The 18,518-nt window shown below is 72.9% G+C and carries 17 protein-coding genes; 9 read left to right on the top strand and 8 right to left on the bottom strand.

All coding sequences use genetic code 11. The features are described from left to right. Positions 1–42: 42 nt before the first annotated feature. The gene (locus tag JAN01S_RS14090) at positions 43–570 is read right to left on the bottom strand and encodes an Rv3235 family protein (protein WP_068319248.1); all 528 of its coding nucleotides are present in this window, start codon (positions 568–570) and stop codon (positions 43–45) included. Further along, positions 567–1,472: a LysM peptidoglycan-binding domain-containing protein gene (locus JAN01S_RS14085; protein WP_068319247.1), complete on the bottom strand. Its 906-nt coding sequence runs from the start codon at positions 1,470–1,472 to the stop codon at positions 567–569. Before JAN01S_RS14085 ends, JAN01S_RS14090 begins: the two co-directional genes overlap by 4 nt. 153 nt (positions 1,473–1,625) lie before the next feature. On the opposite strand from JAN01S_RS14085, the gene JAN01S_RS14080 reads away from it, so the two are divergent. After that, positions 1,626–2,165, top strand: a complete 540-nt coding sequence (locus JAN01S_RS14080; RefSeq protein WP_068319246.1) for a hypothetical protein — start codon at positions 1,626–1,628, stop codon at positions 2,163–2,165. Positions 2,166–2,180: 15 nt separating this feature from the next. On the opposite strand, the gene JAN01S_RS14075 is transcribed toward JAN01S_RS14080, so the two are convergent. Next, positions 2,181–2,396, bottom strand: a complete 216-nt coding sequence (locus JAN01S_RS14075; RefSeq protein WP_068319245.1) for a helix-turn-helix domain-containing protein — start codon at positions 2,394–2,396, stop codon at positions 2,181–2,183. Between the two features lie 135 nt (positions 2,397–2,531). Between JAN01S_RS14075 and JAN01S_RS14070 the strand changes: the two genes are divergently transcribed. The 4 genes from JAN01S_RS14070 to JAN01S_RS14055 are packed head-to-tail and all read left to right on the top strand — an operon-like array spanning position 2,532 to position 6,402. Beyond that, complete coding sequence (locus tag JAN01S_RS14070; RefSeq protein WP_068319244.1) at positions 2,532–3,206, top strand: SAF domain-containing protein; 675 nt, start codon at positions 2,532–2,534, stop codon at positions 3,204–3,206. After that, positions 3,206–4,519, top strand: coding sequence for a CpaE/TadZ family protein (locus tag JAN01S_RS14065; protein WP_068319243.1), 1,314 nt, complete (start codon positions 3,206–3,208; stop codon positions 4,517–4,519). The genes JAN01S_RS14070 and JAN01S_RS14065 overlap by 1 nt, the downstream gene beginning before the upstream one ends. 60 nt (positions 4,520–4,579) lie before the next feature. Next, the gene (locus JAN01S_RS14060; protein ID WP_068319242.1) at positions 4,580–6,007 is read left to right on the top strand and encodes a WS/DGAT/MGAT family O-acyltransferase; all 1,428 of its coding nucleotides are present in this window, start codon (positions 4,580–4,582) and stop codon (positions 6,005–6,007) included. Positions 6,008–6,009: 2 nt separating this feature from the next. Further along, on the top strand, positions 6,010–6,402 hold the full coding sequence (locus JAN01S_RS14055) for a DUF6912 family protein (RefSeq protein ID WP_068319241.1): 393 nt from the start codon (positions 6,010–6,012) through the stop codon (positions 6,400–6,402). A 40-nt stretch (positions 6,403–6,442) separates the two neighbouring features. On the opposite strand, the gene JAN01S_RS14050 is transcribed toward JAN01S_RS14055, so the two are convergent. Genes JAN01S_RS14050 through JAN01S_RS14040 form a run of 3 tightly spaced genes read right to left on the bottom strand, consistent with a single transcriptional unit; the run spans position 6,443 to position 7,779 of the window. Beyond that, positions 6,443–6,931: a DUF2505 domain-containing protein gene (locus JAN01S_RS14050; protein ID WP_068319240.1), complete on the bottom strand. Its 489-nt coding sequence runs from the start codon at positions 6,929–6,931 to the stop codon at positions 6,443–6,445. A gap of 30 nt (positions 6,932–6,961) precedes the next feature. Continuing rightward, positions 6,962–7,483, bottom strand: coding sequence for a hypothetical protein (locus JAN01S_RS14045; RefSeq protein ID WP_068319239.1), 522 nt, complete (start codon positions 7,481–7,483; stop codon positions 6,962–6,964). Next, positions 7,480–7,779, bottom strand: a complete 300-nt coding sequence (locus tag JAN01S_RS14040) for a hypothetical protein (RefSeq protein WP_068319238.1) — start codon at positions 7,777–7,779, stop codon at positions 7,480–7,482. Before JAN01S_RS14040 ends, JAN01S_RS14045 begins: the two co-directional genes overlap by 4 nt. A gap of 169 nt (positions 7,780–7,948) precedes the next feature. Between JAN01S_RS14040 and JAN01S_RS14035 the strand changes: the two genes are divergently transcribed. Further along, positions 7,949–12,775, top strand: coding sequence for an NAD-glutamate dehydrogenase (locus JAN01S_RS14035; protein WP_068319237.1), 4,827 nt, complete (start codon positions 7,949–7,951; stop codon positions 12,773–12,775). 2 nt (positions 12,776–12,777) lie between these two features. Continuing rightward, on the top strand, positions 12,778–14,241 hold the full coding sequence (locus JAN01S_RS14030; RefSeq protein ID WP_068319236.1) for a sensor histidine kinase: 1,464 nt from the start codon (positions 12,778–12,780) through the stop codon (positions 14,239–14,241). Between the two features lie 63 nt (positions 14,242–14,304). On the opposite strand, the gene JAN01S_RS14025 is transcribed toward JAN01S_RS14030, so the two are convergent. Continuing rightward, positions 14,305–14,553: a WhiB family transcriptional regulator gene (locus JAN01S_RS14025; protein WP_068319235.1), complete on the bottom strand. Its 249-nt coding sequence runs from the start codon at positions 14,551–14,553 to the stop codon at positions 14,305–14,307. A 196-nt stretch (positions 14,554–14,749) separates the two neighbouring features. On the opposite strand from JAN01S_RS14025, the gene JAN01S_RS14020 reads away from it, so the two are divergent. Both JAN01S_RS14020 and JAN01S_RS14015 read left to right on the top strand, forming a co-directional pair. Further along, positions 14,750–15,148, top strand: a complete 399-nt coding sequence (locus JAN01S_RS14020; RefSeq protein WP_068319234.1) for a hypothetical protein — start codon at positions 14,750–14,752, stop codon at positions 15,146–15,148. Then, positions 15,148–16,854 carry an amidase gene (locus JAN01S_RS14015; RefSeq protein ID WP_068319233.1) on the top strand — a complete coding sequence of 569 codons (1,707 nt, stop codon included), beginning with the start codon at positions 15,148–15,150 and terminating at the stop codon, positions 16,852–16,854. Before JAN01S_RS14020 ends, JAN01S_RS14015 begins: the two co-directional genes overlap by 1 nt. A gap of 31 nt (positions 16,855–16,885) precedes the next feature. Here the strand turns inward: JAN01S_RS14015 and JAN01S_RS14010 are convergent. Continuing rightward, a partial coding sequence (locus tag JAN01S_RS14010; protein ID WP_218000051.1) for an FtsK/SpoIIIE domain-containing protein occupies positions 16,886–18,518 on the bottom strand: 1,633 nt, incomplete at its 5' end.

Below are 18,518 nucleotides of genomic sequence, written 5' to 3'. Positions count from 1 at the left end.
CCCGGGCCCCGCGTGGGGCCCGGGCCGATGTGCGTGTGGTGGTCAGCCGACCTGGAGCGCCTCGACGACCCACCGTCGGTCACGGGCGGTCAGGCGCAGCGCGAGGGCGCGCACCCGGCCGCCGTCGACGAGGACGACGGATGCCTCGACGACCTCCGGCGCGGGCTCGCACAGGTGCACCCGGATCACGCGCGTGCGGTGGGCCGAGCCCCGGGCGGCGCGTCGTCGGGCCGCTCGCGACCCCCGACGGGCGACGACGGCGTAGACCTCGGGGGTGGTCCACCGCATGACCTGGCTGGGCGGGCGCACGCCGTGCATGACCTCGACCAGGCCCTGGGCGATGTGGGCCGCCCAGTCACGTGGGTCGGGCAGGTCGCACACCCGCGTGGGTCGTGGCGCGTACTCGTCCTCGTCCCGGGCCGTGGTGAAGTCCACGGCCAAGGCGTCCTGGACGTAGGAAGCCGTGGCGCGCAGCCGCTCCTCCCGCCCCTGGGCGTGGGTGGGCAACGGGATCCCGACCGGGCCGCTGCGCGGAGCCGGGAGGACCTGGAGCGGAGGTGTGGTGGTCATCGGGTCCCCTTCGTCATCGGGGTCGCCCCCGGGCTGTGCTGGTCGTGGTCGTGGTCGTGGGTCGGTGGGCTGAGCCGGGTGCCGGGGAGGAGTAGGTGGGGGTCGGGGCCGATGCGCTCGGCATTGGCGGCGTGCCACCGGGGCCACGCCCGGGCGACCTCGCTCGCGGTCGCATCGGGACCGAGCCGGGCGGCGGCGATGGTCCAGAGGCTGTCGCCGCGCCGGACCACGACCTCGTCGACGGGGTCGACCCGGTGCCGGCCCGTGAGCAGGCGGGAGTCCGTGCGGTGCCGAGCCGACGGACGACGGGGCGTCCACCCGGGGATCGGCGCAGAGGTGGACGGACGAACCGCGGGCGTGCTCGTCGGGGAGGTCCCCGTGGACTCCGTGCGCGTGGTGGGGGTGGTCGCCGGCCGGCCGGTCCAGCCGGGGTCGGGCAGCCCGGTCGGAGAGCTCGTCGCGACCGACGTGGCGGGGGCGGTCGTCGGCGAAGGGAGCCACCCCGGATCCGGGGTGCCCGTCCGGGGCGTCGCCTGCACGGCCGCGACGGCGGTCCCGGGCAGCACCGAGGCCGTCACGGAGGCCCCGAGGGTGATGGCGGCCCACCGCCGGACGACTGCTGGCGTCACCCGGTCGCGCAGGCGGGCGGCCACCGCGCCGACACGGCCGGGAGCCTCGGCCATGACGGCCAGCGCGAGCCCGCACGTCAGCCAGCAGACGACGAGCGCTGCGAGCAGGCTCACGAGGCCGAGCACGGCCGCGGAGGGGTCGCCGCCCGTGGCCAGGCCCTGGCCGAGCGCCCGCCGGCCACCGGCGACCCGGGCCGTGGTGAGCGCGACGCCGCCGGGCAGCGCGGCCAAGGTCACCCCGGTGGCCAGCGTTCGCGCGATGGCTGCCCCCATGTCGATCTCCCCTTCTGGTGACCCTCGGTCACGTTGAACATCAAAACATGCTGTTTGATGTCGTTTGCTGTTGATCGACAGCAAACCATGCCGCTTGGCTCTTGGCAACAGGTGGAGTCATCGGCGATGGCCGGACGGGCCTAGATTGGGCGGGTGCGATGGGACCGACTCTTCGACGACCTCGAGGCGCAGCTGGCCGCCCAGACACGGCTCGAGCTGGACGCGGAGGTCGCCGAGCGCACCCGGACCGAACGCTCCAAGGTCACCCTGGGTGCTCGCCTGGCCGGTGCACTCGGGTCCTCCCTCGTCGTCCGGTTGCGGGGCGGGACCGTGGCGCGCGGGCAGCTCGCCGACTCGGGTGACGGGTGGCTGCTGCTCACCGAGGGAGGAGGTCGTCAGCTGCTCGTGGCGACGACCGCGGTGCTCGGTGTCTCGGGGTTGGGCCGTCCGCGGGACGACACGAGGGCACGCAGGTTCGGGATCGGCTCGGCCCTGCGGGGGATCAGTCGTGACCGACGGGCCGTGGTGGTGCTCGACGTGGACGGCGGCACCGTGCACGGCACGATCGACGCCGTGGGCGCCGATGCCTTCGACATCGCCGAGCACCCGCTGGACAGTCCGCGCCGGGCCGAGCACCTCCGGGGCGAGCGGGTCATCCCCTTCGCCGCGGTCGCGGCCATCAGCTCCTCGTGAGCGAGCGGTTGAGGGTCAGTCCTCGGTGCCGCCGCGCCGGACGAACTCGCGGGTCTGCGCGTACATCCGCTCGATGTAGGCGTCGAGCTCATCGACCTCGACCCGCCACTGGCCCCGGCCGCCGACCTTGATGGCCGGCAGGTCCCCGCTGCGCACGAGTGCATAGGTCTGTGCAGCCGAGATGCCGAGAACCTCGGAGACCTCGGTGAGCGGGACGAAGCGGCGGGCCATGCCCCCAAGTCTGCCACCGGGGCCCGCGCCGCCGAGCCCGGACCGGACCCCTGTGGATGATCGTCGGGCGAGGACGGCCACATCGGGGCATGATGCTGCGTGGCCCATCACCCCTCGATGCCCCGAAGGAGCGACGTGAGCTCGCTGCCCACGCCCACCGCGCGACGCCTGACCAAGCCGTCGTGGAAGGACACCCGGCTGCTCATCGGGATCCTGCTGGTCCTGCTCTCCGTCGTCCTCGGCGCACTGGCCTTCCGCGCGGCCGACGACCGCGTCGGGGTCTGGGCCGCGAGCGGGTCCCTGACACCCGGCGAGACGATCTCCGAGGGCGACCTCAAGCGGGTGGACGTCCAGCTGGGGGAGGGCGCGGCGACCTACGTCCGATCCACCCAGGCCCTGCCCGAGGGCGCCGTCGTCGACCGGGCCCTGCGACCGGGTGAGCTGCTGCCGCGATCGGCCGTCGTCAGCCCCCTCGACCTCGAGGTGCAGCGGGTGCCGGTGCGCGTGGACCCGGTGTCCCTGACCAACCTGACGAAGGGTTCGCGGGTGACCGTGCTCGCGCCGCAGCCCCCCGAGCCGACGCAGGACGGCCGGCGGTCGGACGCCCCGCCGACCTACGAGGTCTTCGCCCGCCGCGTCACGGTCCACTCGCTGCCCCGGACCTCGGGTGGCGTCATGGGCTCGGGCGCGGGCTCGGCGGCCATCCTCGTCGTCCCCAAGGACCTCGTGGCCGAGCTGGTCTCGCTCGACGACGACGACCGCCCGATCAAGCTCGTCATCGAGGCCGGGAGCCCGGAGAAGCAGGACTGATGTCGGTCACGGTGCTCACCGCGCTCTCCCACGGCTGGGAGGGAAGGATGGTCGAGGTCGTCGACCGGTTGCCCGGTGTCACCGTGGGGCGCCGGTGCGTCGACCTCGCCGACCTGCTGGCCGCTGCGTCAGCCGGCCTGGGTGACCTTGCGCTGATCTCGGCGGACCTGCGGGGGCTGGACCGGGACGCCCTGTCCCACCTGCGCGCCCACGGAGTCGCCGTCGTCGGCGCGAGCCGGGAGGGAGCCGAGAGCGAGGAGCGGCACCTGCGGCAGCTCGGCGTGCACCGCCACGTGCACCTGGCCACTCCACGTGAGGACCTCGTCGAGGTCCTCACGACGACGGCCGGTGCCGCCCCCTTCGACCCGACCCGGGTCGACCTCATGCCGGGCGAGGACCCGCCCACAGCCCCCATCGAGCCGGTCACGGACCTGACCCCACCCCCGCCTCCACCGCTCTCGGAGCCGACGCGGGGCAGGGTCATCGCCGTCTGGGGCCCCACGGGCGCGCCGGGCCGCAGCACGCTCGCCGTCAACCTCGCGAGCGAGCTCGCCGCGGCGGGGGCACCCACGGTCCTGATCGACCTCGACACCTATGGCGCGGCGGTCGCACAGCTGCTCAGCGTGCTCGACGAGGCGCCCGGCCTGGCCGCGGCGGCGCGCGCCTCCGAGCTGGGCACCCTCGATCTCGTCGCGCTCGCCCGCCTCGCCGTCGAGGTCTCGCCCCGCTTCCGGGTGCTCACCGGCGTCCCGACACCGAGTCGCTGGCCCGAGGTCCGCTCGGCCGCCGTCGAGCACGTCATCGAGTTGGCCCGCTCCCTCGCCGCGTTCGTCGTCCTCGACCTCGGCTTCGGCATCGAGGACGACGAGGAGCTCAGCTACGACACGGCCGCGCCCCGGCGCAATGCCACGACGCTGAGCGGCCTGGCCGAGGCCGACGACCTCGTCCTCGTCGGCTCGGCTGATCCCATCGGCCTGCAGCGCATGGTGCGCGCCGTCCAGGGCGTGGGGCAGGTGTCCTCGCCCGCACCCCGCCCGGTGGTCAACCGACTGCGCGCCTCGTCGGTCGGGTCCGACCCCGCACGGCGGGTGGAGGAGTCGCTCGCGCGATTCGCCGGGGTCGAGGGCATCACCTTCCTGCCCGACGACCCGGCTGCCACCGACGCGGCGCTGCTGGCCGGAGCGACCCTCAGGGAGTGCGCGCCGGACAGCCCGCTGCGGCGCGCGATCGTCCAGCTGGCGGCCACGTGGACCGGAGCGGCCGCGCCCACCGGGCGCTCGTCGGCTCGCGGCCTGCTGAGGCGACGCGGCTGAGCGTCCACCGTCACAGTGCAGGGGTGTGCCATGCCGCGGCGCGCATGCCACGATGACCTCGTGGTGAACAGACTGGGTGCCCTGGACGCGGCCTTCCTCTACGTCGAGGAGCCGACCCTGCCGATGCACGTGGGGTCGGTGATGGTCTTCGAACCGCCGGCCGACGGTTTTGACTACGACCGCTTCGTCGACGTCGTCGGCGACCGCATCGCCGGCCACGGCCGGTACCGGCAGCGCATCCGGGAGGTGCCGGCACGGCTGGATGACCCGGTGTGGGTCGATGACCAGCACTTCGACCTGACCTACCACGTGCGGCGCTCCGCCTTGCCCTCCCCGGGTGCGCGTGAGGACCTCGAGGAGTTCGTCGCCCGGATCATGGCTCGTGCCCTCGACCGGGACCGGCCGCTGTGGGAGGCGTACTTCGTCGAGGGTCTGGCCGGCGGCCGCTTCGCCGTCGTGACCAAGGCACACCAGGCGATGGTTGACGGCATCCACGCCGTGGACCTGGCCCACCTGCTCGTCGACCCCGATGCCGTGCCGGTGGACGACGGCACCACGAGCGCACGCAGCCAGCCCTCCGACCTGCGGCTCGTGACCGACGCGCTCCTGGGGTCACTGCTCAACCCCGCACGGGTCGTCTCGACGATCGGTGGGGGCCTGCGGGACCTGCAGGAGACCGGGCGCAAGGTGACCGGCACCGCCGGCCGGGTCGTCTCGACCCTGGCCCGGGTCGGCGCCCGACCCGCACCCGACTCGCCGCTCAACATGACCGTGGGCGCCGCTCGCCGCTACGTCATGGTCGACACCGACCTCGAGGACTACCGCCGGATCCGAGGGCGCCTGCCGCGCGGCCGGTACGCCGAGGACGTGCGGATCAACGACGTCATCCTCGCCACGTTGACCGGCGCGCTGCGCACCTGGATGCAGACACGCGGCTTGCCCGTGACCAGTACCTCCACCATGCGGGTCATGGTGCCGATCAGCATCGTGGACGGCTCGGGGGACCACCTGACCGACGGGGCCATGACCGCCTGCTTCATCGACCTGCCGATCGGTGAGAACACCCCGTCGATGCGTCTGCACCAGATCGCCTTCGCGATGCGGCAGCAGATCGAGTCCGCGTCGGCCGAAGGGGTCGGCGCCACGTCGCTCACCTCCATCGGCGGGTTCGCGCCGCCCACGCTCCACTCGCTCGGTGCCCGCCTCGGCAGCGCCATGTCGCGACGGCTGTTCAACCTCGTCATCACCAACGTGCCGGGACCGCAACAGGCACTGCACGTCGAGGGCTGCCGACTCATCGAGACCTACCCGGTCATGCCGCTCGGGCGCGGGCAGGGTCTGGCCATCGGGCTGACCTCCTACGACGGCCGCGTCTACTACGGGCTCAACGGCGACCGGGACTCGATGGCCGACCTCGACCTGCTCGGGCAGGCGATCCAGGACTCGTTGGCCGAGCTCAAGACGGCCCCGCGCTCACGGGGCGCCTGACGATGCGCGTCTACCTGCCCCTGCTGCTGGAGGAGCTCGTCGACGTCGCGTCCACGGGCCGGCTGCCCGACCGGCACGGGCACGCGGTGACCGCGGCCCTGCGCGCTGCGGATCCGGCAGCCGACGAGGAGGACCTCGAGTTCGAGGCGATGTGCCAGGCCCTTGACGCCGCTCGTTCGCTGGGGGACGGACGCCGGGTCATCGCGTCCGCGGACGTCTCCGAGGCGCCGGGGACCGGTGACGACGCCCGCCTCGACGCGGCGACGAGGGTCGCCCTGTCCGACGTCGTGTCGTTCCACGTCGAGGAGGACGCGGGTGACGAGGGGTCGGGCTACGACGACCTGCTCTGGTACGACGTGACCGAGCTGCCGGAGCTGGCAGGCACCGTCACCTGAGGCGGGTACCGCGCGCTGATCGGCCGCGTCAGGGGCCGCGTCAGGTCAGGCGGTCGGTCAGCTGGCCGACCTCGTGGTCGATCGACTCCTCGATCGCCGGACGCGCCGCCTCCTCGATCTTCTTGCCGAAGAGCGGGACGGAACACCGCAGGTCGGCATCGATCGAGAGGGTCGACCCCGCGCCCGCCGGAGCGAGCACGATCGTCCCGACGAGGGTCAGGGGCACCCCTGCCACGGTGAGCTCCAGGTCCGCGTGGCGGGACCCGTCGGCAACGGCGGGGCGCCAGGTCTGCTGCTCGGTGATCGTCAGGCTGTCACCGACCATGGAGGCCACCGGGCCGGGCATGCCCTCGGTCGGCAGGTGGCGCTCCGAGCGCACCGCGACGCTGCCGCCGGTCTGCTCGGTGACCGTCGCGGTGGCCCGCTGTGCCTGCGCTGCCACCTTCGCCTGCTGGTACTCCTGCGTCGCGATGACGGCGAAGGTCTCCTCGACCCCACCGGGCAGGGGGGCGCTGCGCGTGATCCTCATGGGGCATACGCTAGCGCCACGCGAGCGGCCTCACGCGCGCAGTGCGCTGCTCGCCCGTCCGAGCAGGCGCGTCGCCTCGTCGCAGTGCGCGGCGAGCGCGGCGCGGTGCCGCCCCATCGTCGCGAGGAGCTGTCGCAGCCGCTCCTGCAGCTCGCCCCGGCGACGGTCCCCGTCGGCCTGGACGACGTGATCCGCCACCCCGGTGATGCCCCACGCCCGGTGCAGTCGACCGTCGCGCACCTCGAATCCGGCAGCGCTCGCCGACTCCTCGAGCGCGCGGAGGTCGGCGGTGGTGGCTGCGAGCTCGGTGGCGGCCTGCTGCAGGTGCCTGCCGCAGCCGTCGAGGGCGGCCGCGACCGGCTCGAGGGTGGCCAGGACGGTGGCGGTTCGGCGGCGGGTGGACGTGGCGGTGGGACCGGTCCAGCCCGGCGCGCAGTCCTCGAGCGCCTCGCGCAGGGCCTGCGCATCGGAGGACAGCTGCAGGGCGGTCCGGCGCAGGGTCGCCGCCAGGGCGCTGAGCGCGGCGGGGTCGCCGAGGAGCGGGTGGCTCATCGCAGCTGCCTGACGCGGGGCGCCCGGATGCCCTCGTCGTGGTGGGCGCTCCCCGACGAGATGGGCCCCACCGCGGCCAGACCGAGGGTGAGCTCACGGGCGCTGACGGAGATTTCTCGCAGGACATCGGCGCTCGCATCGATGAGGCCGTCCACCGCTGCCTGCGTCGCGTGGTCGCCGACGGTGACCATGTGGTCGAGCAGCTGCTCGCTCGCGGTGGCGGTGTGCTCGGCCGTGGCCGACAGTGCGGCGTCCAGGGAGGCGAGGTCCTCCGGGCGAGGATGCGAAGGGGGCATGGTCGGGTCAGCCTATCGACGTCGGCTCGTGCTGGTCGCGGAGTCGTCCACAAGGGCGCGAGCGGTACCGGGCCGTTCACGTGACGCAGATCATGCGCGCTACTCTCGGTGCGCGGGATAGCGAGGTCCCGTGACCAGTCGCGCAACGCAGATCGAGGACGCCCCACACATGGCCCAGCAGCCTGTCCACCCCGCCGCCACCGACCCAGCACGTGGGCTCGCGCACGAGCTCGACGCCGCCGCCACGACGGCGGGCGTCGACCCCACCTTCGTCGAGCGGTACCTCCGTCACGTCGACGTCGAGGTCCTCGGTGACCGGACCGCCGATCAGCTCGTCGCCATGGCGACCGCCCACCGGCGCGTCGCCGCCCGTCGGGCGGCCGACGAGACGATCGTCGAGGTCGTCGACGGCGTGCTCCACGTCGTGACCGCCGACCGCCCCTTCCTCGTCGACTCGGTCCTCGGCGAGCTGGGTGTCGAGGGCGTGGGCGTGCAGCTGCTCCTCCACCCGCTCTTCGTCGTGCGGCGCGACGCCGCCGGCTCGCTCCTGGAGGTCGTCGACCAGGACCCCAGGTCCGGGCACACGGACGCCCAGCTGCGCGACGAGTCCTGGATCCGCATCGAGTTCACCGACCGGGTCGACGTCTCGCTCCTGCGCGAGCGGGTGGCCGAAGTGGTCGACGCGGTCGCCGCTGCCGTGGACGACTGGGACGCGATGACGTCGACGGTCCTCGAGACGGCCACGTTGCTCGAGGACGGGCGCGGCACGGGATCGCGCGAGTCGCAGCGGGCCGCGGCCGAGTTCCTGCGGTGGCTCGTCGACGACCACTTCACCTTCATCGGGTCCCGTGACCACGTCGTCGACGTCGCCGCAGACGACGCCGGCGCGGTCACGGCGATCCCGGGGAGCGGACTGGGCATCCTGCGCTCCGACTCCACCGCCGAGTCCATCACCCCGCTCGGCGGAGCGCTGGGCAAGCGGGTGCCCGAGGGCAACTGCCTGTCCATCGGCAAGTCGCGTGCCGTGCTGCCGGTCCACCGGGTCACCCACCCCGACCTGGTGGCCGTGCGCTTCACCGACGACGACGGCCGCGTCATCGAGCGTCGTCTCGCCGGGCTCTTCTCCTCGACGGCCTACACCAGTTCGGTGCTGACGATCCCGCTCATCGCCGACAAGGTCGAGCGGATCCTCACCGACCTCGGTTGGGCCCGCGACAGCCACTCCGGCGCGTTCGCGATGCGCTTGTTCGAGACCTTCCCCCGCGACGAGCTCTTCCAGGCGCCGGTCGAGCACCTGCGTCGCGTCGTCACCCGCATCCAGCAGATGGTCCACAGCATGCGGACCGCGACCTTCCTGCGCCTGGACTCGGGTGGTCAGTTCGTCACCGCCATCGTCTACCTGCCCCGTGACCGCTACACGACCGCGGTGCGCCACCGGGTGGAGGAGCGGATGTGCGAGGCGACCGGCGCCGACGAGGTGTCCTTCACCGCGCACGTCTCCGAGGAGCCGATGGCCCGGCTCTACTACATCCTGCGCGGCTCGTCCGGTGTCCAGCTGCCCGACGGCGAGGCGCGTCGCGAGCTCGACGCCGCCGTCGCCGACGCGGTGCTCACCTGGGAGGAGCGGCTGGTGCGCACCGCGCACGGAGCCCTGGGCCATGACGTCGCCGCTGGGCTGCTCCAGTCGTGGATCGGTGGCTTCCCCGTGGACTACACGGATGACTTCGAGCCCGCCCAGGCCGTGGCCGACCTGAAGAACCTCGTCACGCTGGGCGAGGGGACTCCCTTCGCCTGTGCCCTCTACGACCCCCGCCGCGGACACGGCGGCGGCGAGGACCCGCGGATCCGGCGATTCAAGCTCTTCAGCATCGAGGAACTCATCCTCGACGAGCTCATGCCGACCTTCCGCGATCTCGGGGTGCGGGTCATCGAGGAGGAGCCCTACACCCTCACCCGCGCCGACGGCGTGAGCGCCGGCATCTACGACCTCAGCCTGCGCGTCGCCGACCCGGCTGTGTGGGAGGCACACAGCCACGAGCACCTGCGGGAGCTCGTCGAGTCCGCCGTGCTCGCCGTCCACGCCGGCCGCACGGAGTCCGACGGCCTCAACGCGCTCATCATCCGGTCGGGCCTCACCTGGCGACAGGTCGGGCTGCTCCGCGCCATCGGCCGCTACCTGCGGCAGGCCGGCAGCAGCTGGGGACAGACCAGCCTCGAGGCGGCGCTCGTCGACAACCACGAGATCGCTGCCGACATCGTCACGCTCTTCGAGACGCGCTTCGACCCGCAGACCCACGACGGGATCGCGGCGGAGGCGCGCGCGGCGCAGGAGCAGGAGATCACCGCGCGTATCGAGTCGGCGCTCGAAGGCGTCAGCTCGCTCGAGCACGACCGCATCATCCGCGCCTACCTCGGGGTGATCGCCGCGACGCTGCGCACGAGCTACTTCGTGCGCGACGGCGAGGGCCAGCCGCTCTCGCGGATGTCCTTCAAGATCGAGCCTGGCAAGGTCCCGGACATGCCCAAGCCGCACCCGGCCTTCGAGATCTGGGTCCACAGCCCCCAGGTCGAGGGTGTGCACCTGCGCTTCGGCGCGGTCGCACGTGGTGGTCTGCGGTGGAGCGACCGACGCGACGATTTCCGCACCGAGGTCCTGGGCCTGGTCAAGGCGCAGATGGTCAAGAACGCCGTCATCGTGCCCACCGGGAGCAAGGGTGGCTTCTACGGCAAGCAGCTGCCCGACCCGTCGGTCGACCGCGAGGCCTGGATGGAGGCGGGCCGATCGGCCTACCGCGCCTTCATCTCCGGACTGCTCGACGTGACCGACAACCGCGTCGACGGCGGCATCGTCCCGCCGGCGGGAGTGGTCCGGCACGACGGCGACGACTCCTACCTCGTCGTCGCGGCCGACAAGGGGACGGCGACCTTCTCCGACCTGGCCAACTCGATCGCGCGCGAGTACGGCTTCTGGCTCGACGACGCCTTCGCCTCGGGCGGCTCGGTCGGCTACGACCACAAGGGCATGGGCATCACCGCGCGCGGCGCGTGGGAGTCGGTCAAGCGCCACTTCCGCGAGTTGGGCCACGACACCCAGACCGAGGACTTCACCGTCGTCGGCATCGGTGACATGAGCGGTGACGTCTTCGGCAACGGCATGCTGCTGTCCGAGCACATCCGGCTCGTCGCCGCCTTCAACCACCTGCACGTCTTCATCGACCCGCAGCCCGAGGCGGCCGCCTCGCACGCCGAGCGCCGACGGCTCTTCGAGCTGCCGCGCAGCACGTGGGACGACTACGACCGCTCGCTCATCAGTGAGGGCGGCGGCGTGTGGTCGCGCAGCGCGAAGTCGATCCCGGTGAGCGAGCAGGCCGCGCAGGCCCTCGGCCTCGACGGGGCGACGTCGATGACCCCCAACGAGCTGATCCACCTCATCCTCCAGGCGCCCGTCGACCTGCTGTGGAACGGCGGCATCGGCACCTACGTCAAGGCGGGCAGCGAGTCCCACGCCGATGTGGGCGACCGCGCCAATGACCCCATCCGCGTCGACGGCGCGCAGCTGCGGGTGCGGGTGCTGGGCGAAGGGGGCAACCTCGGCGCGACCCAGCGCGGCCGCATCGAGGCGGCGGGCGCCGGCGTGCGGCTCAACACCGACGCCGTCGACAACTCGGCCGGAGTCGACACCTCCGACCGCGAGGTCAACATCAAGATCCTGCTCGGCGAGGCGATCCGCCAGGGCATCCTCGACCCGCAGGAGCGGGTCGACCTGCTCGCCTCGATGACCGACGAGGTCGCCGAGCAGGTGCTGCGGGACAACTACGAGCAAAACGTCCTGCTCGGCAACGCGCGCGCCCAGGACGGCGCGATGCTCGTCGTCCACGAGCGCCTCATGGAGTCGCTGACGGCGCGGGGCGACCTCGACCGTGAGCTGGAGTTCCTCCCGAGCAGCAGCGAGGTGCACGACCGGATGACCGCCGATGAGGGTCTGTCCTCCCCGGAGCTGTCGGTGCTGCTCGCGTACTCCAAGATGGCCCTCAAGGCGGACCTGCTCGACTCGGACCTGCCCGACGACCCGGCGACGGAGCGGCGGCTCGCCGAGTACTTCCCGACGCCGTTGCGTGAGGCCTACGGGGACGCGCTGCGGGCCCACCCCCTTCGTCGGGAGATCGTGACGACGACCGTCGCCAACGACCTGGTCAACCGGGGCGGGATCACCTTTGTCCAGCGGGCGGCCGAGGAGACGAGCGCGACCTCCGCGCAGGTGGCGCGGGCCTTCCTCGTCAGCCGTGAGGTCTTCGGTCTCGAGGACTTCGTCGGCCGGGTCGAGGCGCTCGACAACGTCGTGCCGACCAAGGTGCAGACCCGCCTCTACCTCGAGCTGCGCCGCCTCATGGACCGAGCCGTGCGGTGGTTCCTCGCCAACCGCCCCGGGCGCCTGGACGTCACCGACGAGATCCAGCGTTTCGCCGAGCCCGCCGCCGAGCTGGCCGCGCAGATCCCGCAGCTGCTGCGGGGTTCCCAGGCCGAGCGCCTCGCGCGCAAGACGCAGGACCTCGTCGACTCGGGGGTGCCGACCGACCTCGCACGACGCACGGCGATCCTGCTCGACCTCTACTCGGTGCTCGACATCGTCGACATGGCCGACCAGGGCGGTCGCACTCCGCTCGAGGTGGCGGAGAGCTACTACCTGCTGTCCGAGACCTTCGGCATCGACGAGCTGCTCATCCTCGTCACCCGCCTGCCCCGTGAGGAGCAGTGGGACGCGATGGCGCGCGGTGCGCTGCGCGACGACCTGTACGCGACCCTCCAGTCGCTGACCCGCTCGGTGCTCGAGCGCCCGGGCGACGACGCCGCGGCCCGGTTCGAGGAGTGGTCGCGTGAGCACGACGAGGCCGTCGAGCGGGTGCAGACCCAGCTCGCGGGCATCCGGCAGCTCACCTCGCCCGGCGTGGCCGCGCTCTCGGTCGCCCTGCGTACGCTGCGCTCGGTCACTCGTTGACCGTGCGCACGCTGGCGGAGTACCTGCGCATCACCCCCGGGCTCGACCCCGCCGACACCGAGCGTCTGCACCTGCTCGTCGAGGACTGGCACCTGCTCGCCGACCTCGGCTTCAGTGACCTCGTCCTGTGGGTGGCGCACGAAGGGGGCTGGATCGCGGCCGCGCACACGCGGCCGATCACCGGGCCGATGGTCTTCGTCGAGGACGTCGTCGGCCAGAAGGCGCACGTCGTCTTCGGTGACCTCGTCGATCGGGCGGCGCGGGACGGGGCCAGCGAGCACGTGCGCGAGCGGGGCCAGGACCTCATCCACGAGCGGGCCCGGCCGGTGCGTCGAGGGGGTCGGATGATCGGCATCCTGAGCATCCATGACCAGCTCGACAGCGGGCGCCCGCAGACCCGCCTCGAGGAGAACTACGGGGCGATGAGCGACGAGCTCTTCGCCATGGCCGCCGACGGCACCTGGCCGGCCCCCGCGTCACCGAGCGGCGGCCGGCACGGCGCCCCGCGCGTGGGGGACGGGGTCATGCGCCTCGACGAGGGTGGCACCGTCGAGTACGCCTCGCCCAATGCGCTGAGCGCCGTCCGGCGGCTCGGGCACCAGGGGCCGATCGAGGGTGAGGTCCTCGTCCAGGTCATCGGCAACCTGCCCGGGCAGGCCGGCAACCTCGACGAAGGGGTGGCCCTCGTCGCCATGGGGCGTGCCGCGTGGCGCGCCGATGTCGAGGTCGGTGGGGCGGCGCTCGCCATGCGGGCGGTTCCGCTCGTCCGGCAGCGGGCCCGCCACGGGGCGATCGTCGTCGTGCGGGACGTGTCGGAGCTGCGCCGGCGCGGTTCCGAGGTGATGACCAAGGACCAGACCATCCGGGAGATCCACCACCGGGTGAAGAACAACCTGCAGACGGTCGCCGCCCTGCTGCGCCTGCAGTCCCGGCGTGTGCCGGACGGGTCGGCGAAGGAGGCGCTCGCCGAGGCGGTCCGTCGGGTCGGGGTCATCGCGATGATCTACGAGGCGCTGAGCACCGGTTTCGCCGAGGCGCTCGACTTCGACGACGTCGCCGTGCGCGGACTCCAGGCGATCGTCGAGGTCGCCAGCACGGGTGGTGCGATCGACACCCGGGTCACCGGATCCTTCGGGATGGTCCGGGCGGAGGACGCCACGGCGGTCGGGCTCATCCTCTCGGAGCTGGTGCAGAATGCGGTGGAGCACGGCATCCCCGAGGGTGGCAGCGTGCACGTGGACGCCCAGCGGACCGTGGAGGCGGACGGCGTCGACATCCTGCGCGTCACCGTCGTCGACGACGGAGCGGGGCTGCCGACGGGCTTCCGACCCAGCCGCGCGGGCCTGGGCACCCGGATCGTCACCTCGATGGTGCATGACCTCGGTGGCCAGATCCGGTGGACCGATGCCGAGCCGAGGGGCACCCGGGTCCGCTTCAGCGTGCGGCTGCGGGGCGTCGAGGTCTGACCCCGCCAATGACGAAACCGCCCCCGAGCGGCTGCTCGGAGACGGCGGTCGGGGTGCGGTGGATCAGCCGGCGCGTCGGGCGCGGGCCTTGCGGCGCTTGAGCGCGCGACGCTCGTCCTCGGACAGTCCACCCCAGACGCCGGCATCCTGGCCGGACTCGATGGCCCACTTGAGGCAGGTGTCGATGACCTCGCACCGACGGCACACCTTCTTGGCCTCCTCGATCTGCGCGATCGCCGGGCCGGTGTTGCCGATGGGGAAGAACAGTTCCGGATCTTCGTCCAGACAGGCTGCGCGATCGCGCCAATCCATGGGGGTGGTGCTCCTTGTTGTCGGGGAGATCGGTGCACGGCGAGTGGTGTGCCGTGGACGACCGGGAGTGCACGACCCGTGGGGTCTCCACGACTCAATACACACACCATTGTCCAAGATACCGCTCGGTATGCCAACGGTGTGGGAGAACGGCTTGTTCCATGCACGCGTGTGTTGGGTCACTTACGCTGCTCGCGTGACCCCGCGCCATCCCGACTCGCCCCTGCCCGCGCCCGCCCTCGTCGCCGCCCTCGTGTGCCTCGTCGAGGGCCTGCTCCTCGTGGCGACGGCCGTGCTCTACGGGCTCGAGCTTGCCGATGGTCGAGCCGAGGACGCCAATGTCGCATCAATGTCGCTCGTCGTCTGCCTGATCTTCGCGATCCTTCTGGCCGTCCTCGCCGCGGCGTGGCGCAAGGGGGCCACGTGGCCGCGCACCGCGACGCTCGTGTGGAACATGCTGCTCCTGCCCGCAGCATGGACGCTGTCCACGACCACCGGGATCTGGGCCGGCCTCGGCCTGGCCGCGCTCGCCCTGACCGGCGTCGTCGCCGCCCTCCTCGCACCCGCCGCCGACCTGCCCGACCGGACCCTGTGATGCCCCCCTTCGACGTCGTCGAGGCGGACATCGCCTCCCTTCGTCGTGCCCTCGAGTCGGGCGCGGTCACGAGCGAGCAGCTCGTCACCGCCTACCTCGATCGCATCGCCGCCTACGACGTCTCCGGCATCCGCCTCAACGCCGTCGTGGTGCCCAACCCGCAGGCACTGGCCGACGCACGGGCCAGCGATGCCCGCCGGGCGAAGGGGGCCACGCTCGGTCCGCTGGACGGCATCCCGTACACCGCCAAGGACTCCTACCTCGCGACCGGGCTGACGTGTGCCAGCGGGTCGCCGGCCTTCGCCGACCTCGTCGCCCAGCGTGACGCCTTCACCATCGAGCGACTGCGGGGTGGGGGAGCGGTGCTCATCGGGCTGACCAACATGCCGCCCATGGCCAACGGCGGGATGCAGCGTGGGGTGTACGGCCGCGCCGAGAGCCCCTACAACGGTGACTACCTCACCGCAGCCTTCGGCTCGGGCTCGTCCAACGGTTCGGGCACGGCGACGGCCGCGAGCTTCGCGGCCTTCGGCCTCGGGGAGGAGACGTGGTCCTCCGGGAGGGCCCCGGCGAGCAACAACGCCCTGTGCGCCTACACGCCCTCGCGCGGCGTGATCTCGGTGCGGGGCAACTGGCCGCTCGTACCGTCGATGGACGTCGTCGTGCCGCACACCCGCACCATGTCCGACCTGCTCGAGGTCCTCGACGTCATCGTCGCCGACGACCCCGACACCACGGGTGACCTGTGGCGGACCCAGCCGTGGATCGAGGTTCCCGCGGCCTCGGCCGTGCGCCCCGACTCCTACCCGGCGCTGCGCTCGGGCGACGCGGGCCCCCTTCGCGGTCTGCGGTTGGGGGTGCCCCGGATGTACCTCGGCACCGACGACGACGCCGGCACCGGGGTGGGCTTCGGCGGACCGATCGGGGAGCGGATCGTGCCCCGGCCGAGCTCGCTGGAGCTCTTCGCCGCCGCCCGGGCGGACCTCGAGGCGGCCGGCGCCGAGGTCGTCGAGACCGACTTCCCCGTCGTGAGCAACTACGACGGCGACCGGGCCGGTGCCCCCACGGTGCGCACCCGGGGGCTGCTGCCGGAGGGCTACCTCGACGAGGAGATCTGGGACCAGTCGATGTGGGGGTGGGAGACCTTCCTGCGGGCCAACGGTGACCCGCGGTTGCACCGCCTCGCCGACGTCGACGGACCGCGGATCTTCCCCCATCCCGACGGCGCGCTCCCGGACCGCTACGGCGAGCTGGACTTCGACCTCGCCGACTACGTGACCCGCGCCCGTGAGGTGGGCGTCGTCGAGGACGTCACCACCCTGCCCCTGCTCGAAGGGGGTCTGCGTGGCCTCGAGGAGACCCGCCGGATCGACCTCGAGGCGTGGATGGACGAGCTCGGCCTCGACGCGGTGGTCTTCCCTGCGGTGGCCGATGTGGGGCCAGCGGACGCGGACGTCGACGAGGCGTCGGCCGACCTCGCCTGGCGCAACGGCGTGTGGGTGGCCAACGGCAACCTGGTGCCGCGGCACCTCGGCATCCCGACGGTCACCGTGCCGATGGGGACGATGGCCGACATCGGGATGCCCGTGGGCCTGACCTTCGCCGGCCGCGGGTGGGACGACAACCGGTTGCTGACGATCGCCGCGGCCTTCGAGTCCACGGGCGAGCGCCGCACCACGCCACCACGCACCCCACGACTGGCCTGAGGCCCGACTCCCGGTCGCGTGATCGGTCGGTCTATCGGGTGGTGAGCACGTCGCCCGCCAGGACCCCACTCGTCAGCGCCTCAGCCGTTGACACCTCGAGCCGGGGCCGGGCCACCTGCACCTCCTGCGCCCGGCCCTCGGTGACCAGGTAGCCGCGACCGGGCACGCGTGGCAGGGCAGGCAAGCGCAGCCCGAGCGCGTCGCCGTCGGATCGTGCGGACGGCTGGAGCAGCAGGCCCGTGCGCGCGCGGGCGAGGTCGGCGACGAGGCCGCGGACCTGGCTCGCGGCCGTCTGGGTCGAGGTCGACCCGATGACCAGGCCCCGGTCCGCGTCGAGCCGACGCACGATCTCCCGGAGCACGTCGTCGACGGGGCTGCCCTCGAGACGGTCGATGTCGTCCGCGACGACGGCCAGGTCCGGGTGGCGCTGACGCAGCGCCACGAGCTCGTCGCGGTCCTCGGGCCCCAGGACGGGGCAGTCCGAGCCCGCGGCCACCTCGTCCGTGCCGAGGACGACGAGCGGCGCTCCTGCCGCGACCAGTTGCTGGGTGAGCAGCGCCAAGGCGCTGGTCCGGCCACTGCGGGCCGGCCCGCACACGAGGAAGCGCCGCGCACCGTCGGTCCGCCAGGCCACCGCCTCCCGGCCGGACCCGCCGAACCCGAGGGGCACCCGCTCCCGGTCGGCGCAGGGCAGGGCCTCGGCGCCGATCGACTCCGGCAGGGCCTCGACGACCCACGGGGGTGAGGTGCTCGAAGGTCGGGTGTCCGGCGCTGGGGCGTCCCCAGCCGGTGAGGCGGGGGCTGGGGCAACAGGCACAGCCACCTGCACGAGGTAACCACCCGGCTGGATGCGGGCGCGGCCGGGCACGAGCCGCTCCGAGAACTCTGTGCGGGTCAAACCCGCCAGGGCCGCGTCCCCCCGGTCGCTCAGGTGGAGGACGAGCCGGGTGCCGACCAGCGAGGACACCCGACCGGACAGCAGCTCGCGACCGCCGGCGACGAGCACCCTCAGCCCGAGGGCGATCCCGTCGCGCATGAGCGTCTCGAGGGCCTCCGCGGTCTCACCGAGATCCATGGTGCCGCGCGGCCTGGTGACCCGTCCCCACCCGTCGATCGCCAGGAGCAGGTGCGGGGGTGGGACAGGGAGCGTCGGGTCCGCGTCGTGGGCGGACCACCAGGCGTCCAGGGTCGCGTGCCCGCTGGAGCGCACCGCCGAGCGGCGCGCGGCCAGATCGACCTCGAGCCGGTCGAGGAAGCGTGCGACCACCGTCGACTCGTCCCCGTCGATGATGCTGCCGACGTGCGGCAGCTCGGACAGCGCGGCCAGCAGGGAGGACCCGTCGCCGATGACCTGCACCTGCAGCCGGTCCGGCGACCATCGTGCCGCTGCGGCGGTGACGAGCGAGGCGATGGTGCTCGTGCGGCCCGACCCCGGCCCGCCCACGACCATCCAGTGCCCCTCAGCGGTCGACCAGCGCAGCGCGCTCTGTCGTTGCTCCTCCGGCAGGTCGACGAGGCCGAAGCGCGCGCCGTCCAGGCCGTCCTCGGGGAGGTCGTCGGGCAGCTCGGTCCGGTCGACGGACGCCGGCAGCGGAGGCAGCCACGGGCGGTGTGGCTCGGGCAGCCCGAGGCGGGTGGCCACCCGGGTCGCCGTCCGGACGAGC

The organism is Janibacter anophelis NBRC 107843 (genome assembly GCF_001570945.1).
GTDB lineage: Bacteria > Actinomycetota > Actinomycetes > Actinomycetales > Dermatophilaceae > Janibacter > Janibacter anophelis.
The sequence above is the reverse complement of the archived record's forward strand: the minus strand, read 5'-3'. Positions and strand labels throughout refer to the sequence as shown.

Coding starts and splice junctions, on each gene's coding strand:
- JAN01S_RS14075 (WP_068319245.1), bottom strand. CDS start 2,396: ATGGCCCGCCGCTTCGTCCCGCTCACCGAGGTCTCCGAGGTTCTCGGC.
- JAN01S_RS14015 (WP_068319233.1), top strand. CDS start 15,148: ATGCCCCCCTTCGACGTCGTCGAGGCGGACATCGCCTCCCTTCGTCGT.
- JAN01S_RS14065 (WP_068319243.1), top strand. CDS start 3,206: ATGTCGGTCACGGTGCTCACCGCGCTCTCCCACGGCTGGGAGGGAAGG.
- JAN01S_RS14085 (WP_068319247.1), bottom strand. CDS start 1,472: ATGGGGGCAGCCATCGCGCGAACGCTGGCCACCGGGGTGACCTTGGCC.
- JAN01S_RS14025 (WP_068319235.1), bottom strand. CDS start 14,553: ATGGATTGGCGCGATCGCGCAGCCTGTCTGGACGAAGATCCGGAACTG.
- JAN01S_RS14090 (WP_068319248.1), bottom strand. CDS start 570: ATGACCACCACACCTCCGCTCCAGGTCCTCCCGGCTCCGCGCAGCGGC.
- JAN01S_RS14045 (WP_068319239.1), bottom strand. CDS start 7,483: ATGAGCCACCCGCTCCTCGGCGACCCCGCCGCGCTCAGCGCCCTGGCG.
- JAN01S_RS14035 (WP_068319237.1), top strand. CDS start 7,949: ATGGCCCAGCAGCCTGTCCACCCCGCCGCCACCGACCCAGCACGTGGG.
- JAN01S_RS14055 (WP_068319241.1), top strand. CDS start 6,010: ATGCGCGTCTACCTGCCCCTGCTGCTGGAGGAGCTCGTCGACGTCGCG.
- JAN01S_RS14050 (WP_068319240.1), bottom strand. CDS start 6,931: ATGAGGATCACGCGCAGCGCCCCCCTGCCCGGTGGGGTCGAGGAGACC.
- JAN01S_RS14040 (WP_068319238.1), bottom strand. CDS start 7,779: ATGCCCCCTTCGCATCCTCGCCCGGAGGACCTCGCCTCCCTGGACGCC.